Origin of the sequence: Methanobrevibacter sp. (genome assembly GCF_045114555.1) — an archaeon.
Taxonomy (GTDB): Archaea; Methanobacteriota; Methanobacteria; order Methanobacteriales; family Methanobacteriaceae; genus Methanobrevibacter.
Window position 1 is genome coordinate 158,787 of record NZ_JBGUKT010000018.1, and the last position, 19,565, is coordinate 178,351.

Here is a 19,565-nt window from a genome sequence, read left to right on the forward strand (position 1 = left end):
AAATGAGAGATTTAGATTTATCAATTATCATTGTTAATTACAACACTTTCAAATTAACAAAGGAGACCATTGATTCATGCTTGGCTGAGCCGACTCATTATACCTATGAGATCTTTCTTGTAGACAATAAGTCAACTGATGACAGTTTGGCTAAATTAGAGGACTACTTCAAGGATGAGATATCAAGGGGAATCCTCAAGGTCATAGCCAACTCCAGCAATGACGGCTTTGCAAAGGCTAACAATTTAGCTATTGAGCAAGCTGAAGGGGAATATATCCTTCTTTTAAACTCAGATACACTTATTAAGGAAGCTACAATCGACAAATGTATGGATTACATGACCAAAGCCACAAATGCTGATGTTGGTGCATTGGGCTGTAAGGTATCACTTGCAGATGGATCTCTTGACAAGGCTTGCAAACGCAGTTTCCCAAATCCTGCAAATGCTTTCTATAAGCTATTCAATGTTAAGACAAATAGCGGAAAGGATGATTATAATCTAGATGATTTGGATGATGATGGAGTTTATGAAATCGACTGTCTAGTTGGAGCATTCATGCTTGTCAGAAGAACAGCAATTGATGACATTGGCCTATTGGATGATACCTTCTTCATGTATGGAGAGGACATTGACTGGTGTTATAGGATAAAGCAGGCAGGATGGAGAATCATTTACTTTGGAGAAGCGGAAATCATTCATTACAAGGGAGCAAGCAGTGAAGATAAAAAGACCAAAAAGAGAAATCCGAAGCTTATTTATGAATTCTATAGGGCAATGTATGTCTTTTATAGGAAACATTATACTAAAAAGTACAATGTATTTGTGAATATTGCCGTTTATGTAGGTATTGGTGTTTTATTGATTTTTAATTTAATCAAAAATGCCTTAAGGTCTTAATAAAACAATATCATTTCTAAAAATATTTATAGGTAATTTTATAAATAATAGGTATTAAATCTATTATTGTATAGATTCTCTTTACATAAATATACTTATATAATTCAAGTATAAATTCAAGTAAATCAGTATATTTTTTAATTATAGGCTTTTTTACAATTTCAGATAAAATTTTTAATCAATAGGGGCATAGTAAATGATTAAAGAAAATCAACGAATATTGAACACATTGCTTGTTGTAATAGATGTTCTTGTAATTCTATTTTCATTGGTTCTAGCTTATTATGTTAGATTCAAAACCACCTTATTTGGTCCTTTAGGAGGATCTTTGCCCTTTATGAATTATTTGATATTCACTGTTGTATGCATTATTCCTACTTATTTATTGTTATACTACTTTTTTGGTTTATACAAGCCGTTTAGAAACAAATCTTCCATATTTTCAGGTGCAGAAGATATAATCAAATCGGATATAATGGCTTTTATCATATTGGTAGCTATTTTATTCATTATTGACCAACCTGACTTTTCAAGGATTATGCTGTTCCTCTTAAGCCTATTTGGTATGATTTTCACCATTATCGAAAGGGCTCTTGTAATTTTGGTTTTAAGATTCATGAGAGTGAACAATCGTAATCTAAAGCATATGCTCATCATTGGAGATAACGAATTGGCTTTTACCTTTGCCCATAAGATCAATTCCAAAACCTATTTGGGATACAATATCGGAGGATTCTTAGGAAGAAAGGAACACCTTGGGAAAACATATGAGGGAATCAAATTCATTGGTACCTTTAAGGATTTGCCGGATGTTTTGAAGTCCCATAAGTTTGATAGGGTAGTTATAGCTATTCCATTGAAATATTATTATCACTTGAATGAAATAGTGGATGCATGTGAGGAAGAGGGAATCAAGGCAGAAATCATTCCTGACTATTATAAATACTTGCCTGCAAAGCCTTCTGTAGACATGTTGGATGATTTGCCAATAATCAACATACGATATGTTCCTTTGGATGATGCCTTCAACAAATTCAAAAAGATTCTTGAAGACTATTTTGTTGCCATTGTAGCAATCATCATTACTTCTCCAATCATGCTCATAACAGCTATTGCAATCAAATTGGAATCACCAGGACCAGTTATCTTTAAACAGGAAAGGATAGGGTATGGTGGAAAGCCATTCATGATGTATAAGTTTAGAAGCATGAAGGTCCAGGATGAGGATGAGGAGAAATCCCAATGGACCACTGAAGATGATCCAAGAAAAACAAAAGTTGGCTCTTTCATTAGAAGAATGAGCATAGACGAATTGCCTCAGTTCTTCAATGTTTTGAAAAGGGAGATGAGTGTAGTTGGCCCTCGCCCTGAAAGGCCATATTTTGTTGAGCAATTCAAAAAGTCAATTCCAAAATACATGGTTAAGCACCAAGTAAGGCCAGGCTTAACAGGTCTTGCTCAAGTCAATGGATATAGGGGAAACACTTCTATAGAAAAGCGTATTGAATATGATATCCGTTATGTAGAAAACTGGAGCTTGACTTTAGACATTAAGATCATGCTTAAGACTATTTTCAGAAGAGATGACAATGCTTACTAATCTCTTTCTCCAATCTCAATTACAATCACTATTCTATTTTTTTATATTTATTTTAAAATTGTCATGATTTGGTTATTTTTTAATTAAATTAATATATTTGCTTTAAATCGATAAATTGATGTTATTTTCAATTATTATAATGAAAAAAAGCATATGTTTATATATTTAGTTAATTAATTGATTATTACAGACTTAATTTTTAAAAATATTGCCTATGGATTAAAGTTTTGAAATTTGAATAAAAAATTTGTAAACTATGATATGCACTATATAATTGTTATATTGTAATATAAACTTTTATAAGCTACAATGTTTTAATGTTTATACTCGAATCCTTAGGATTTTCAAAAAGAATTTAACATGATTTGATAATTTTTTTGATTTGTTTATGGTAATGATTTTTATCAGAATTCGGATATTAAAAATATTAAAATAATATAGATTATAAATATATAATTATAATGAATTTAATGATTTGAAAAATAAATTTTTAAAAAATAAAATTTTTGTTTAAGTTTGTTTAAAAATTTTAATTTTTACAAATATTATTTTATAAACATTATTTTTACAAATATTTTTATTATAAAATTTATTTTATTATTTATTCTCATTTCATTATTTAATTATCTTAAATGGTTACATTTTTAAAAAGGATTTGGGAATTAATAGACCTTTTTATCGTTCATTTTCTTTTCAGTTGAAATGGTACTATTAGTTTTCAAATGCTCTGTCTTAATTATTATATATAGAAAAAATTAAATTATAATTTAACTTGAAAAAATTGTGATAAAATAATGATCAAAGTAAATTTCAAAATTCCTTTAATGAAATTGACTGTAAAACATACTGTAAAACATCATTAATGATTATTTTTAGATTATTATTTTATTGAATTATTTTTACTAAATTTATAATTTAAAAGAAAACGAGGGTTTGGTATGGATAAAGAATTTTTCAATGGAATGAATTTAGCCGAAGATATTAGTGAAGAAGATTTCCAATACATTAAGGATGGTTGGGAAAAAGTTCAGGATGCTTTATCAAAGGATGAATTCATAGACAAGTTTAATAAAATTAAAGAAGAATACAAAGACGCTTCATTTTTCAGTGATAAAGATTTCATAGATATGGTGGTAAATCCATTCACTGGAGAGGAAACTAAAGGCGAAACTGTAGCTGATTTTGATGTTGGCACTCCTAAAACCATTGCTGAAGTTGAACCTGGCCGTCAAGGATTTAGTGTTATTGCAAGGGTAATGTCTATTTCCAATCCAAAATTGTTCACTTCCAGAAAGGGAGAGGATGGAAAGCTTGCAAACATGCAAATTGCTGATAATACCGGTGAGGTAAGACTTGTGCTTTGGACTGAAAACATCAAGCATCTCAAGCATATCAGTGAAGGAGACATTGTTGAAATTTCCGATGTTGACTGTAAGGATGGATTCAGAGGAGGCAAAGAATTCTCATTACGTCCTAGATCTTTGCTTAGAACAATAGATGAGACAAGTGAAAATTACCCAGAAAACATTGCTGACTTCCCTGTTTATGAAGAGAACATTATTTCAATTGCAGATATTGTTCCTGACGAAAAGGTAAGCATTTTCGGAAGATTGATCAGGGTTCCTGCTCCTCATTCATATGAGAGCAATGGCAAGAAAGGAAAAGTGACCTCACTTGAAATTCAGGATAAAACCGGAAAGATTGCTTACACCTTATGGAATAAGGATGTAAAATTAATTGACAGCCTAGACTTAAAAGAAGGAGACATTGTCAAAATCCTTAACGAACAATCCAGAGAAAGAAATGGTGAAATCTCATTATCCCATTGGGACGGCAGAATCCTTAAGGTTGAAGGGGACTATGACATTCCGGAATATGAGGAAAACATTATTAAAATTGGAAATGCCCAAGAAATCAATGATGTTACTTTAATAGGTATTGTTACTAAAATCCAAGACACTATCCAATTTGATAGGCAAGACGGAACCAAAGGATTTGTAAAATCAATTGAAATCACTGATGATACAGGTTCCATTAGAGTTACTCTCTGGGGAGATGACACAAAACTAAAAGTAACTAAAGGAGATATCCTTAAAGTCATGGGCGGTAATATCGAATATGATGATTATGCGACCAGCGGATACAGGGTAAATACCAATTGGAATACTGAATTAAGAGTTAATCCTGAAGGAAATGAAGATTTGGCTGAAGGATTAAATGAGATTGCAAGTAAATTAGGCCCAATCACCATTAGGGAAGTTCAAGATCATGAGGATGATGGGGAAGAGGTTGACATCATCGGTAGATTAATCACCCTTAATGATTCCCATTCTTTCCAAAGAGATGATGGTTCAACTGGTTTTGTACGTTCTGGAGATATTGCAGACTCAACCGGTAAAGTAAGGATTTCATTCTGGGATGAGAAGGCAGAAGCTTCCTATGGCATAGGAAAAGCATATCAAATTGAAAATGCCAGAACAAGGTTAGGCATGTATGAAGTTGAACTTAACGTTGGTAAAACAACTAGAGTAATTGAGCTTTCTGATGCTGAATCATCTGATTTGCCATCATTTGAAGAGTTAGAAGAGCAAATCTATGAAACCAAGAAAATCTTTGACATCGAAGAAGATGACATGAACATTAAGGTTGTTGCAAGAATCTTGGAAATTGAAGATACCCGTGAATTCGAAAGACAAGATGGAACTAAAGGTTTAGTTAGAAACATGACCATTGGTGATGATTCTGGCTTTATAGCTGTAACCTTATGGGATGATAAGACCAATTTGCCTTATGACATTAATGAGGCAATCAAAATTCAAAATCCACGTGTAAACTACAATGATATGAGCAATCGTGTAGAGTTGTCCATAGGCAATTCAACAAATATATTGCAACCTTCCTATAATGAATTAACCAGTCTTCCAGATATCGAAGAATTGCAAAATATTTTATACACTTCAAAAGACATTGCAAGTCTTGAATTGGAAGATAGAAGTGTGAAAGTAAGTGGTACATTCTCAGATCCATACATAGAAAAGATTTTAATGCCAAAATGTCCTATCTGTAATCGTACTCTTGAAGATGAGGATGAAGAGGAATGTCCGCATTGTGGAAATTATATAGATAAACCTAAATATCTATTGATGCTTCCTGGAAAACTTACAGATGAGACTGGAGAGATTCAAGTAACTTTCTTCAATGAATTGGTTGAGCAATTATTTGATATGAAACATGATGATATAGTTGCTCTATATGAGGAAAGTGAAGGAGATATCGGATTCTTGGAAACTAAAGCAATGGATATTGATGGAAGAACTTTAGAATTGCTTGTTGATGTAACTTATAATAATTATGATGAAGAAATAAGGCTTAGACCTAAAAAGATTCTTAAAAATGAGTTTTAAGTCTTGATTTTATAGTATGATGAATTTAAATAAATTTGTTTAATGGGTTGATAATTATGGTAGAACTTGAAGACTTACCTAATGTAGGAGAAAAAACTGCTGAAAAATTAAGAGAAGCTGGTTTTGCTGATATGATGAGATTGGCTACTGCTACTGCTAAGGAATTGGCTGTAAAAGCGGAAATTGGTGAAGGAGTAGCTGAAAAAGTTATTGAAGCGGCACGTAGAGCTGAAAAAATTGATTTTGAAACAGCATTTGATGTAATGGAAAGAAGACGTGATGTTGGCCGTATAACCACTGGAAGTAAAGGTGTTGATGAGTTAATCGGTGGTGGAATCGAAACTCAAGCTATTACTGAAGTGTTCGGTGAATTCGGATCAGGTAAAAGTCAAATTTCCCATGAATTGGCTGTTACTGTTCAATTGCCTAAGGAAAAAGGCGGTTTAGATGGAGAATGTGTATTCATTGATACAGAAAACACTTTCAGACCGGAAAGGGTTGAACAAATAGCAGATGCATTTGGCCTCGATCATGAAGAAGTGTTAAGAAAGATTCACATTGCAAGAGCATTCAACTCTTCTCACCAAATCTTAATGGCTGAAAAAATCAATGAATTAATCCAAAGTGGTGTTAATGTAAGGTTGGTCATCGTTGACTCCCTTATGGCACACTTCAGAGCAGAATATGTAGGAAGGGAATCTTTAGCTGTAAGACAACAAAAACTAAACCAACACTTGCATGCATTGCAACAAGTTGCAAATACCTATAATGTGGCAGTTTTCCTTACAAACCAAGTTCAAGCAAGACCTGATGCATTCTTCGGAAGTCCAACAAAAGCTATTGGTGGACACGTTTTAGGACACGCTTCAACTTACAGAATCTGGTTGAAAAAAGGTTTAGCAGGTAAAAGAATTGCTAGATTAGTGGACAGCCCTCACTTGCCAGAAGGAGAAGCTGTATTTAAAGTAACCACTGATGGTATTGTAGACTAACCAAACTTTTAAAAAAAGTTTGATCAAAATATTTTCAATAGTTGGGAGTAATTTCTCTTAACTACTTTTTCTTATCTACTTTTATTTTCTATTTTTTTTCAATTTTTTTTAATTTTACAAAAACTATTTTAACTTATTTTTATAAATTTAATTTATCTAACTAATTATTTTTTTTTAAATTATTGAATTATCTAGTTGATTGTATGGACTATAGGATTATTATTGTTTCAATCATTGTCATGATTCTGATAGGGACCTTATCTAAAAAGATTGGTCTTTTGAAGGAAAATGATGTCGAAACCCTCAATAATATAGTAATCAATATAGCTCTACCATGTATGATTTTCAATGCTTTATACACTGCTGACGTTTCCTTACTTCCAAGATTAAGCATATTAACAGTTTACATGTTAATAACTAGTTTAATTGTAGGAGTATTAACTTATTTGCTACTTAATTTTTTAGGATGGGACAAGAGGAAAATTTGGAGTATTGTCATTGTTGTGGTCTTGGGAAACACAGGTTTTTTAGGTTATCCTATCACTCAAGGAATCTTTGGCAATGCAGGTATGATAAGAGCTGTATTTTGTGATATTTCCACTTCAATAATTTTTGTTGTCTTAAGCTTTATCTTGATATTGATTTTTGATGGTGAAATCAAAGTGGCAATTCGCAAGATATTAACATTCCTGCCTCTATGGTCAATCATATTGGGAATAACATTCAATATCTTCAGCATTCCAATCACATCTGTAGGATCTACTGTGGTGACTTATTTGGCAGGGGCTACCATTCCACTCATTATGATATCATTAGGATTGTCCTTAAAGATCGATGGCTTGAAGCATCATTTCAAGGAGGTAGGTTTGGCCTCAATTATAAAATTGATCATTTATCCTTTAATCGCATTAGGAGTATTGTCTTTACTTCACATAACAGGATTTGAACATACTATTGGATTTATTGAAGCTGCTATGTCATCTGCAATGTTGGGATTGGTATTGGCTGTTACCTATAGATTGGATTGGGAACTTACTTCTGATTGCATTTTCACATCCACAGTATTCAGTCTTGTAACAATTCCTATATTCTTAATGTTTATCCTTTAACGAACATTTTAAGGGTTATTATCAATTTTTTTACTCATTTATATAGGGTCAATTTCCCGTATTTTTGGTGTTGCATAAAAGGTTACACTACTTTTATTATTTTTTAAATTAGCTTAAATTTTAAAATTAAGTTAAATAATTTCTATTTGGGTTTAATACTTATTAATTATCATTTTTTTATCTCAATAATAATTATTTCCTGTTTAAATCCAATTTAAACCTATTTGAATGATTATCTTTGTTCAGAAATTTTTCAATTTTTAAAGGCTTTTCCACCTTTCTTTGAAATTTTCATTGTATTTTTTTTAATTTTTAGGTGTATCAAAAAGTATTTTATTTTCTTAATTAAAGAATTAAATATCTTTTATTTTTTATAATTACGCTAATTTAATCTTATTTAATTAAAATAATACTAAATAACTTTAATTTATTAGTTTATCCAGTTTTAATCAATTTAAAATTTTCTCATATATATACTTTACTCCTACTTATTTATAGAAACCTTTATATACTCACTTTTTAGAAAAATTAAACTATCTAATATTTTATATATATATAATATATTTAAAAAATTAGATCAAATGATTAATCATTTTACTTGTACAAGGTGATTTAATGGCAGAAGAAATTAATAACGAAGAAATTAGAGTGGGAGTATATGTTTGCCACTGTGGTGTAAACGTTGGTGGAGTCGTAAACTGTCCTGAAGTAGCAGAATACGCAAAAACTTTACCTAACGTAGTAGTAGCAAAAGATTACAAATACATGTGTTCTGACCCAGGTCAAAGTCTTATCCAAGATGACATCAAAGAACACAACTTAAACAGAATCGTAGTAGCAGCATGTTCTCCAAGACTTCACGAACCTACCTTCAGAAGATGTGTAGAAGAAGCTGGATTAAACAAGTTCTTATTTGAATTTGCTAACTTAAGAGAACAAGACTCTTGGGTACACATGACCCAACCTGCTGAAGCAACTGCAAAAGCAAAAGACTTAACTCGTATGGCTGTTGCAAAAGCAAGATTATTAGAACCTCTCGAAGCTTCTAAAGTAGCAGTAGACAAAAAATGTCTCGTTATTGGTGGTGGAGTAGCAGGTATTCAATCTGCATTAGACTTAGCTGATATGGGATTCAAAACCTACATGGTAGAAAGAAACCCAACTATCGGTGGAAGAATGGGTCAATTAGACAAAACCTTCCCTACCTTAGACTGTTCCATGTGTATTCTCGCACCTAAGATGGTAGACACTTCCAAACACGAAAACATTGAATTAATTACTTACGCAGAAGTAAAAGAAGTAGATGGTTACATCGGTAACTTTACTGTAAAAGTTGAGAAAAAACCTAGATACGTTAAAGAAGAAGACTGTACTGGATGTGGACAATGTCAAGAAGTCTGTCCTATCGAAATACCTAACTACTACGACGAAGGTGTAGGTATGGTAAGAGCAGCTTACATCCCATTCCCTCAAGCAGTACCTCTCTGTGCAACTATCGACAAAAACTACTGTATCGACTGTGGTCTTTGTGAAACCGTATGTGGTCCTGAAGCAATCGACCGTAACATGGAACCTGAAGAAATCGAACTCCATGTTGGTACCATCATTGCAGCAACCGGTTACGACCCATATGACCCAACTGAAAAATACGAATACGGTTACGGTAGATACACTAACGTAATTACCGCAATGGAAATTGAAAGAATGATCAACGCATCCGGTCCTACTGGTGGTCACGTACAAAAACCATCTGACGGTAAAGAACCTAAACGTGTTGCATTCATCCACTGTGTCGGTTCAAGAGATGAACAAATCGGTAAATCCTACTGTTCAAGAGTATGTTGTATGTACTCCATGAAAAACGCTCAATTATGTATTGACCACGAACCTGACACTGAAGTAACTTGTTACTACATGGATATCCGTTCATTCGGTAAAGGATTCGAAGAGTTCTACAAAACTTCCCAAGAAAAATACGGTATTGAATTCATCAGAGGACGTCCTGCAGAAATCCTCGAAAACGATGACTTAACCTTAACCGTAAGAGCAGAAGACACCTTACTCGGAAAAGTAACTGAATACACCTACGACTTAGTTGTATTATCTGTAGGATTAGAACCTCCTAAAGGATCTAACGAACTCAGACAAACCTTAGGTTTATCCAGAACTTCCGACGGATTCTACATGGAAGCTCACCCAAAACTCAGACCTGTTGACACTTTAACTGACGGTGTTTACATTGCTGGTGTAGCACAAGGTCCTAAAGATATTCCTGACGCAGTAGCACAAGGATCTGCTGCAGCATCAAGAGCATCTATCCCAATGGCTAAAGGTGAAGTAGAAATCGAACCTATTACTGCTGACACTGATACCACCGTTTGTGGTGCATGTGAAGTATGTGTAGAATTATGTCCATTCGGTGCTGTAAGTATTGAAGGTGAAGGCGCAGACAAACACGCAGCTATTAACGTTGCATTATGTAAAGGATGTGGTACCTGTGTAGGTGCATGTCCATCTGGTGCTATGAACCAAAACCACTTCAAAACCGAACAAATTATGGCACAAATTGCAGCAGCTCTCGAAGATGTTGCAAAATAGATTAAGAGATTTATTCTCTTTTTCTTTTTCTTTTTTTTTAAACAATTTTTATTTGTTCGTATATTAATCAACTTTTTTTACAATATTTTTTCAATCATTTTTTCCAAACTTTTTTTAAACATTTTTTTCAATTAAGATCATTTTCTTCTCAAATTGAAATCAAATTCTCATTATCAATAAGAAAATAATATAAAATATAATATATTTAATAAAAAGTTTTATTTAATTAAAAAATTATATTATATATTAATAAGAATTTTATAAGATTATATTTTTTAGAACCAGTATTTTTTTAATCATTGCTCTGATTTTTATAAGCTTTTAAAATTTTTAATTTTTTATCAAAGATTTAATTTATAATTATATTTATAAGATTACAATTTTTAGAAAATATAGGTGTTATGATTATGTATCAATATGAAGAAGATATGAATAAGATTTATGACTTGATGAGAGTTCATAATGACTGGATGAGAGACAGCGTTAATCTCATTGCAAGTGAAAATACAACAAGTAATGCTGTTACAACTGCAATGGCTTCTGATTTGGCTCACAGATATGCAGAAGGACAAGCTTATGAAAGATTATACCAAGGATGTACCTACATTGACCAAATCGAAGACATTACAAAACAATTATCATGTAAAGTTTATGACTGTAGCTATGCAAATGTTCAACCAGTTTCCGGTGTAACTGCAAACCTCGCTGCTTTCTTCGGTTTTGCTAAAGCTGGAGACAAAATGATTGCTATGAACATTCCTTTTGGAGGACACATTTCCCATGCAAATGTAAGTGCAGCAGGTATTAGAGGATTAAAAACTTTAGAACATCCTTTTAACCCAGAAGTGATGAACATTGATGTTGATGCATTGAACAAAATGATCTTAGAGGAAAAACCAAAAATCATTCTCTTTGGAGGAAGTTTATTCCTTTTCCCACACCCTGTATCCGAAGTCGTTGATGCAGCTAATGAAGTGGGAGCAACCATTATGTACGATGGTGCTCACGTGCTTGGATTGATTGCAGGAAAACAATTCCAAGATCCTTTAAAAGAAGGGGCTGAAGTACTTATGGGAAGTACCCACAAGACTTTCCCAGGTCCTCAAGGAGGAATCATCTTATCCGATAAGAAAAATGAAAAATTAATTGACAATGCTGTATTCCCTGGTGTAGTAAGTAACCACCACTTGCACCACTTGGCTGGTTTAGGTATTGCTACCGCTGAAATGTTAGAGTTTGGTGAAGATTACGCTAAACAAACCATTAAGAACGCTAAAGCATTAGCTGGTGCTCTTGCAGAACAAGGATTCAATGTAATGTGTGAAGACTTAGGATACACTGAATCTCACCAAGTAGCTATGGATGTAAGAGATGTTAAAAGAGCTACCATATTGGCTAAGGAATTAGAGCAAAACAATATCATTCTTAACAAAAACCTCATTCCTGGTGACAATGTAAATGACAGTGATGACCCATCTGGTATCAGAATCGGTACTCAAGAAATCACCAGAAGAGGAATGAAAGAAAAAGAAATGGAAGAAGTAGCTGAATTTATCTGGAGAGTTGCTGAAGGTGACAAAGTAGACATCAAGGATGAAGTAACTGAATTCATGTCTCAATACAGAACCATTCACTACGCTTTCACAGAAGAAGAAGGATACAAGTTCATTGAACATATCTAATTCTTTTTGAATTTCAATAATTTCAGTCTTTGGACTGGAATTCTTTTTTTATTTTTTATATTTTTTTTTAATTATTCTTGACTTTTCATATTTGAAAACATTAATCATATTAATTTTTATTAGGGGATATTTCATGAAAATAGGATGGGCTTTTACCGGTGCAGGACATTTGCTTAAGGAAAGCGTTGAAGCTATGGAAGAATTGGCAAAAGACAACGATCTCACTGTTTTTCTATCACAGGCTTCCGAAGAAGTTTTAAAGATGTATGGTCTCTATGATAGGGTTGTTGCTGTAACCGGTGGAAGGTATAATGAACTTGCAAGCGATTCCAACCAAAAATTCAGTTTTCCAATTACCGGAAGGCTTTCACTTGGAAAATATGATTTGCTTATCGTATCACCTACAACTGCAAACACCGTTGCTAAGATAGTTCATGGAATTTCAGACACTCTTGTAACAAATGCAGTTGCACAAGCTGGAAAAGGCAGAGTGAGAACCCTTATGGTCCCTGTAGACATTGAGCCAGGGGATGTGGAAACCATATTGCCATCAAAGCTTGAAAAGACAAAATGCCAAAAATGTGATGAATGTGAGGCTGCTTTAGCTTGTCCGAATGGTGCAATCATTGCTCATGAAGAGATTGATCTATTGAAATGCATTGGCTGTGGAACCTGTAAGGACATTTGTCCATATGATGCGGTTTCAACAGGAAAAATCATAACCATGCATATGAGGGAAATTGATATTGAAAACACTCAAAAGCTCCAAAAAATGGAGGGAATCGAGATTTTCGACACTCCTCAAAGTCTTATGGATAGTTTAGATTTATAATTTTCCTATCCATTATTCACCTATTTTAACTTTTTTTCATCAATTCATTTCCCGCTCTTCTATTTATTTTATTTCTATCTCATCACCTATCTTCAAGCAATCATTGAATTCTCTTTTATCAAATTCAACTATATATTTTGCTGGTTTTTTAGGTATATGACACTTCCACGGTTTCAATTCAGCTATTTCGAAAACCCCATTGCTTTTATCAATAAAAACTATAATTATCTCAAATCTCATGAAGAAGCTATGAATTGAAGATCTTTCCTTTTTATTTATTCTCTCAGGAATTTCAAACAGCAATGGAACTTTAGCATTCTTTTTTAACATCAGTCCCATCAAACGACTAAAAAAAGTGTTGGCTATTCTAATCTTTGCAATTTTTTTATTTGATTTTTTAAGTGTAATTAATCTCAAATTTTTATTAGTTGTATTTTTCTTATTTTTCAATTTATTGTTCATAATTCTATTATTTTCTATTCATTCTATATATTTATAAATATTTTCATTTTTAAAAAGTTTTTAACACTTTAAAATCAATTTAACAAGCTATTTATGATTTTTTAATTCCATCATATTTTGACAATTTTAAAACAATTATTATTTTTATAAATATTAATAATAATAAAGTTTATTTACATTCAAAATGAAAAATATATATCATAATAATATATATTATATAATTTATTAAAATCATTAAGATAATGAATTTTATCTTAAATTTTCATGATATTTACCATTTTAATAAATTTAAAAAATCACATTTATTAGGAGAATCGATATGCCGTTAAAAGAGGCAGATAAAAACTATGACTTTAAGAAAATAGAAGAAAAGGTCCAAAACTTTTGGGCAGATTCTGATATATATGAAAAAACAAATAAGCTACGAGCTAATGGTCCACAATATTCCTTTTTGGACGGACCTCCATATTGTAGTGGAAAAATCCATTTAGGTACTACCTGGAATAAGGTTATCAAAGACACCTTATTGCGTTACAAGTCCATGAATGGATTTAAGTTAAGAAGACAAGCTGGATGGGATACCCATGGATTGCCTATTGAACATAAGGTAGAGCAATTGTTAGGCATTGAATCCAAGCAGGAAATTGAAGAGAAATACGGTATTGACAACTTTATCAACAAATGTAAAGAGTTTGCAATGGAAAATAAGGTTGCAATGACTGAGCAATTCAAAAGCTTAGGAGTTTGGATGGATTGGGATAATCCTTATATGACCTTGGATCCTAAATATATGGAATCCGCATGGTGGACATTGAAGAAAACTCATGAAAAGAACTTGCTTACCCGTGACCAAAGGGTAATCAGCTGGTGTCCTCACTGTCAAACTGCACTTGCTGCAGCTGAAATTGACTATACTGAAGGAGATGACCCTTCCATTTATGTACGTTTCCCATTAAAGGAAAACTTCTTAACAGAAGAAAACTGCGATGGATTTGAAGATTTAGCTGATTTAAGACAATCATTCTTGGTATGGACAACCACTCCTTGGACACTTCCTGGAAACTTAGCTATTTGTTTAAATGAAGACTTCGATTATTCTTTCGTTAAAGTGGATGAAAGAATAAATGAAAGTGGAGAAGAAATCCTAATCATAGCAAATGAGCTCTTGGAAACCGTTTTAGGTCCAATTGAAGTTATTCACAAAAACAAATTGCCAAATCCTAAATATAATCCTGAGGATGAAGAGTCTAAAGAAAAGAAATACATCATCGAGGAAGAGAAAGAAGTGATGTATGAAATCATTAAAACCGTAAAGGGTTCAGAACTTTTAGGTTTGTCTTATGTTTATCCTTTAGCAGAACAAGTGCCAAAACAAATGGAAATTGAAGCAGAAAACAGTTTAGTTCACTCCACTTTCCATGGAGACCATGTAGAGTTAGGAGAAGGTACTGGTTTTGTACACACTGCTCCTGGACACGGTCCTGAGGACTTTGAAATCGGTCAAAAAATAGGACTTCCTATACACTGTCCAGTGGATGAGGCAGGATGTTTCACTGAAGATGGCGGTATCTATGCTGAAGGCTTTACCAAAGACATGAATGACACCATTATTGCAGATTTAATTGCTCAAGATTTAATGTTTAAGAATGACACCATCACTCACAGATACGGTGTCTGTTGGAGATGTAAGACTCCTATTATTTACTTAGCTACTGAGCAATGGTTCATTAAAGTACCTGAAATCAAGGATAAAATGCTCTCTGAAATTGACAGAGTTGAATGGGTACCTAAATGGGCTGGTGAAGGAAGATTCCATGATTGGGTAGCTAACGCTAAAGACTGGACCATTTCAAGACAAAGATACTGGGGTATTCCAATACCTATTTGGATCTGTCCTGATTGTGGTGAAATCAAGGTAATAGGTTCTGTAGAAGAGCTTAAAAATGAATCAATCAATGAAATCACTGCAAGTGATGAGGATTTAGTACACAGACCTTATGTTGATGACGTATTGATTAAATGTGATTGTGGAGGCTCAATGAAACGTATTCCTGATGTATTGGATGTATGGATTGACTCAGGAGTAGCAGGTTGGGCAGCTTTATACTACCCTCGTGAAGAGGAAATGTTTAACGAATGGTATCCTTACGACTTTATTTGTGAAGGACACGACCAAACCAGAGGATGGTTCTATTCCCAATTAGGAACTGGTGTAATTGCATTGGACCAAGCTCCATACAATAAGGTTTTAATGCATGGATTCGTATTGGACGAAGAAGGTAAAAAGATGAGTAAATCCTTAGGTAATGTAGTTCAACCTGAGGAGGTCATTGAAAAGTATGGTGCAGATGTGCTCAGATTCTACCTTTTATGGGCTTGCAAGCCATGGGATGACCTTAAGTTCGTATGGGATGAATTGAACAATGTCAAAAAGATGTTCAATATCCTTTGGAATGTATATGTGTTCTCAACCACTTACATGGCTCTTGATGAATTCGACCCTGCAAAATGCGTAATTGACGGTCCTGATGCAAACATCACATTAAGAAATGAGGATAAATGGATCTTATCCCGTGTAAATTCACTTGCAAAAGAAGTTGGGGAAGCAATCAATGATGTTCACTTCCATTTAGCTACAAGAGCTATCAACAATTTCATTCTCGAAGACTTAAGCAGATGGTATGTAAGATTGATTAGAGGAAGAACTTGGGTGGAAAGCGATGATCCAGACAAGTTAGGTGCATACTATTCACTTTACACTACACTTAATACCTTAATCCATTTAATGGCTCCAATCACTCCTCATTTATCTGAAGAGATATATGAAAACTTAGTTAAAAACTTAGATGATGAGGCTGTTGAAAGTATTCATATGGATGATTGGATGTATGATGATGCTTTAATCGATGAAGAGCTTGAAGCAAAAATGGATCATGTCAGAGATGTCATTGAAGCGGCTGCAAGAGCAAGGGATGTTGCAAGATACAAGTTAAGATGGCCTGTAAGTGACATTACTGTAGTATCTCAAGATGAGGGAATCTTGGAAAGCGTATCTTATCTTGAAGATGTAATTAAAGATCAATCAAATACTAAAGAACTCATTACTGCTAGTGAATTCGAAAACCTTACCTTTATTGCAAAGCCTAATCTCAAGACCTTAGGTCCAAGACTTAAAGGAGATATGGGAATTGTACAAAAATTCTTCGCACAAGCTAAAGCCGATGGAATAGGCAATTCCATTAAGGATAGCCTAGATTCTACTGGCAAATATGTAGTAAGGGGAGAAGATAGGGAAGGCAATTTAAAAGAAATTGAACTCTCCGTTGATGATGTTCTTTACGAAACTGAGCTTCCTGATGATGTTGTAAGTGCAGAATTTACTGGAGGAAACGTATTCGTAAATACTAAAATCACTCCAGAAATCTTATCTGAAGCTATGGCTCGTGAACTTATTAGAAGAATCCAAGACATGAGAAAGGATATGGACTTGGATGTTGAGGCTAATATTGGTGTTATGGTAAATACCAATGCTGAATTCAAGGAATTGGTTGAAAAGCAGTCTGATTTAATAAGTGAAGAGGTAAGAGCTAAGTCACTTGTAATATTTGATGGTGAAGCTTGTGAAGTCTGTACACTTAAAGGTACAGAGGAAAATGTTGATGACGATATTTCCGTTGAATATTCAAAAGAATGGATTATTGAAGATAACAAAGTGATTATTTCTGTTGTTAAACTTATCTAAGGTGTTTTTATGACTTTAACAGATTCTGAAGTAAAATATATTGAAGGAATTCTCGGAAGAGAAATGAACGAATTGGAAGAGGGAATGTTGGATGTAATGTTCTCTGAGCACTGTTCATATAAAAGTAGTAGGCCAATTTTAAAGTTGTTCCCTACTGAAGGAGAAAACATAGTTTTAGGTCCTGGAGACGATGCAGGTCTTGTGTCCATTACAGATGAGTATGCTCTTGCTGTAGGTATGGAAAGTCATAATCACCCTTCAGCTATTGAACCTTACGGTGGAGCAGGTACCGGTATTGGAGGTATCTTAAGAGATATTATTTCTATGGGTGCAATGCCAATTGCACTTTTAGACAGCCTTCGTTTTGGCCCTCTTGAAGACCAAAAGTCAAGATACTTGTTTGAGCATGTTGTTGAAGGAATATCTGACTATGGTAATAGGGTAGGTGTTCCAACTGTTGCTGGTGAGATTGAATTTGATGAGTCATTCAGAACAAACCCTCTTGTAAACGTATTGTGTGCAGGGCTTGTTAAAAAAGATGAAATCGTAATGGCAGTTGCTCCAAATATTGGAGATGTATTCTTGCTTATGGGAGGAACCACTGGTAGAGATGGTATTCATGGAGTAACCTTTGCATCTGAAGAGTTAACCTCCAACTCTGAAACTGAAGACCGTCCTGCTGTGCAAGTGGCAGATCCATTCACTAAAAAGAGAGTGCTTGAAGCTTCACTTGAAATTCTTGAAAAAATCAATTGTTCCGGTGTAAAGGATTTAGGTGGTGGAGGCCTTACCTGCTGTGTATCAGAACTTGTAGACAAGTCTGGAAATGGTGCAGTAGTGGACCTTAGAGCTATTCCTCTTCGTGAAGAAGGAATGACACCTTATGAAATTATGCTTTCAGAATCCCAGGAACGTATGATTTTCGTTATCAATCCTAAAGATGTTGAATTGGCACAAGCAATTTGTGATAAGCATGAAATTCCTTCTGCAGTTATTGGTGAAGTGACTGATGGAAACCATATGGTTGTAAAGGATTTCGATGCAGAAGTGGAACTCCAAACATTATGTGATGTTCCAACCATCCTTTTAGCAGATCCTCCTTCACTTGATAGGGAAATGAGAGAACCTGCTAAACCAACTGATTTGGTTGAAGTGGTTGATGGCCCAATCGATGAATCATTGATTAAAGTTTTATCATCTCCTAACATTGCAAGCAAGGAATGGGTTTACAAGCAATATGACCATGAGGTTCAAACCAGAACTGTTGTAAAACCTGGTGATGATGCGGCTGTATTGCAAATTGATGATGAAACCGCTGTTGCAATTACCGCTGATTCCAATACTATTCACACTAAATTGACTCCATACGATGGTGGAGCAGGAAGTGTAGCAGAAGCTATCCGTAATGTGGTTTCAATGGGTGCTAAGCCTTATGCTATTGTAGACTGCTTAAACTTCGGTAACCCAGAAACCCCTGAAATCCTCTGGCAATTCAAGGAGTGCATTAAGGGAATGTCTGACATTGCAGAGAAATTTGAAGCTCCTGTAATCAGTGGAAATGTAAGTTTCTACAATGAAACCGAAGGTATTAAAATCAACCCAACTCCTGCTGTAGGGGTAATCGGTGTTGAAAAACTTTCAAGCATCAGAACACTTCCATTCAAGAATGAAGGAGATAAAATCATCATCATCGGTAAGACTTATGATGAAGTTGAAGGTTCTGAATACCACAGAGCTGTACATTCTCTTGAACAAGGGGATGCTCCTAAAATCAGAATCGATGATGAATTGGCATCTGCAAATACCATTCTTGACTTGATTGCAAATGATGGAGATTATGTAAAATACCTTGAAGGCGAGGATGAACTTGCAATAACCGCTACACACGATGTATCTGCTGGTGGAATAGCTATTGCATTGTCTGAAATGGCTATGAGCGGCAAATTAGGATGTGAAGTGGACATTAGCAAGGTTCCAGCTGAAGAAGGCATCAGTGACAATAACTTATTGTTCTCCGAATCCAATGCAAGGTTTATCATAACCGTAAGTGCAGATAAGGCAGATGAGATAATCGATTCCATTGATGTGGATGCTGCTATTATCGGTGAAGTTAAAGGAGATTCATTAGTTATTAAAAAGGATGATGAAACCATTGTAGATTTAGCTGTTGCTGACTTGGATGATGCTTATCATGGTGTCATTGAAAAGTATATGGCTTAATTTATAATTTTTCATTTCTTTTATT

Annotated in this window: 11 protein-coding genes; 10 read left to right on the forward strand and 1 reads right to left on the reverse strand. The window is 34.0% G+C overall.

The window, feature by feature from the left end; all coding sequences use genetic code 11:
* Positions 1-2 precede the first annotated feature (2 nt).
* From ACJMLB_RS04150 to ACJMLB_RS04185, 8 genes are all read left to right on the forward strand, one after another.
* Positions 3-899, forward strand: coding sequence for a glycosyltransferase family 2 protein (locus tag ACJMLB_RS04150; protein ID WP_405323900.1), 897 nt, complete (start codon positions 3-5; stop codon positions 897-899).
* Between the two features lie 196 nt (positions 900-1,095).
* Complete coding sequence (locus ACJMLB_RS04155; protein ID WP_405323902.1) at positions 1,096-2,499, forward strand: undecaprenyl-phosphate glucose phosphotransferase; 1,404 nt, start codon at positions 1,096-1,098, stop codon at positions 2,497-2,499.
* A gap of 938 nt (positions 2,500-3,437) precedes the next feature.
* The gene (locus tag ACJMLB_RS04160; protein WP_405323904.1) at positions 3,438-5,903 is read left to right on the forward strand and encodes an OB-fold nucleic acid binding domain-containing protein; all 2,466 of its coding nucleotides are present in this window, start codon (positions 3,438-3,440) and stop codon (positions 5,901-5,903) included.
* 56 nt (positions 5,904-5,959) lie between these two features.
* On the forward strand, positions 5,960-6,895 hold the full coding sequence (gene radA, locus ACJMLB_RS04165; RefSeq protein ID WP_304087395.1) for a DNA repair and recombination protein RadA: 936 nt from the start codon (positions 5,960-5,962) through the stop codon (positions 6,893-6,895).
* 203 nt (positions 6,896-7,098) lie between these two features.
* Complete coding sequence (locus ACJMLB_RS04170; protein ID WP_405323906.1) at positions 7,099-8,004, forward strand: AEC family transporter; 906 nt, start codon at positions 7,099-7,101, stop codon at positions 8,002-8,004.
* A 615-nt stretch (positions 8,005-8,619) separates the two neighbouring features.
* A complete protein-coding gene (locus ACJMLB_RS04175; protein ID WP_405323908.1) occupies positions 8,620-10,602 on the forward strand; it encodes a 4Fe-4S binding protein in 1,983 nt (660 codons plus the stop codon).
* A gap of 407 nt (positions 10,603-11,009) precedes the next feature.
* Entirely contained in the window at positions 11,010-12,284 is a 1,275-nt protein-coding gene (glyA, locus tag ACJMLB_RS04180) for a serine hydroxymethyltransferase (protein WP_405323910.1), read from the forward strand.
* 133 nt (positions 12,285-12,417) lie between these two features.
* Complete coding sequence (locus ACJMLB_RS04185) at positions 12,418-13,116, forward strand: dihydromethanopterin reductase (acceptor) (RefSeq protein WP_405323912.1); 699 nt, start codon at positions 12,418-12,420, stop codon at positions 13,114-13,116.
* A 63-nt stretch (positions 13,117-13,179) separates the two neighbouring features.
* Here ACJMLB_RS04185 and ACJMLB_RS04190 read toward each other — a convergent pair whose 3' ends face one another.
* The gene (locus ACJMLB_RS04190; protein ID WP_405323914.1) at positions 13,180-13,578 is read right to left on the reverse strand and encodes a DUF192 domain-containing protein; all 399 of its coding nucleotides are present in this window, start codon (positions 13,576-13,578) and stop codon (positions 13,180-13,182) included.
* A gap of 319 nt (positions 13,579-13,897) precedes the next feature.
* On the opposite strand from ACJMLB_RS04190, the gene ileS reads away from it, so the two are divergent.
* Positions 13,898-17,320, forward strand: coding sequence for an isoleucine--tRNA ligase (gene ileS, locus ACJMLB_RS04195; RefSeq protein WP_405323916.1), 3,423 nt, complete (start codon positions 13,898-13,900; stop codon positions 17,318-17,320).
* A 9-nt stretch (positions 17,321-17,329) separates the two neighbouring features.
* On the forward strand, positions 17,330-19,540 hold the full coding sequence (gene purL, locus ACJMLB_RS04200; protein ID WP_405323918.1) for a phosphoribosylformylglycinamidine synthase subunit PurL: 2,211 nt from the start codon (positions 17,330-17,332) through the stop codon (positions 19,538-19,540).
* Positions 19,541-19,565: the final 25 nt, after the last annotated feature.

What these genes read in the sequence shown, in the direction of transcription:
- ACJMLB_RS04150 (WP_405323900.1), top strand. Translation starts at nt 3, where the DNA reads ATGAGAGATTTAGATTTATCAATTATCATTGTTAATTACAACACTTTC.
- ACJMLB_RS04155 (WP_405323902.1), top strand. Translation starts at nt 1,096, where the DNA reads ATGATTAAAGAAAATCAACGAATATTGAACACATTGCTTGTTGTAATA.
- ACJMLB_RS04160 (WP_405323904.1), top strand. Translation starts at nt 3,438, where the DNA reads ATGGATAAAGAATTTTTCAATGGAATGAATTTAGCCGAAGATATTAGT.
- radA (WP_304087395.1), top strand. Translation starts at nt 5,960, where the DNA reads ATGGTAGAACTTGAAGACTTACCTAATGTAGGAGAAAAAACTGCTGAA.
- ACJMLB_RS04170 (WP_405323906.1), top strand. Translation starts at nt 7,099, where the DNA reads ATGGACTATAGGATTATTATTGTTTCAATCATTGTCATGATTCTGATA.
- ACJMLB_RS04175 (WP_405323908.1), top strand. Translation starts at nt 8,620, where the DNA reads ATGGCAGAAGAAATTAATAACGAAGAAATTAGAGTGGGAGTATATGTT.
- glyA (WP_405323910.1), top strand. Translation starts at nt 11,010, where the DNA reads ATGTATCAATATGAAGAAGATATGAATAAGATTTATGACTTGATGAGA.
- ACJMLB_RS04185 (WP_405323912.1), top strand. Translation starts at nt 12,418, where the DNA reads ATGAAAATAGGATGGGCTTTTACCGGTGCAGGACATTTGCTTAAGGAA.
- ACJMLB_RS04190 (WP_405323914.1), bottom strand. Translation starts at nt 13,578, where the DNA reads ATGAACAATAAATTGAAAAATAAGAAAAATACAACTAATAAAAATTTG.
- ileS (WP_405323916.1), top strand. Translation starts at nt 13,898, where the DNA reads ATGCCGTTAAAAGAGGCAGATAAAAACTATGACTTTAAGAAAATAGAA.
- purL (WP_405323918.1), top strand. Translation starts at nt 17,330, where the DNA reads ATGACTTTAACAGATTCTGAAGTAAAATATATTGAAGGAATTCTCGGA.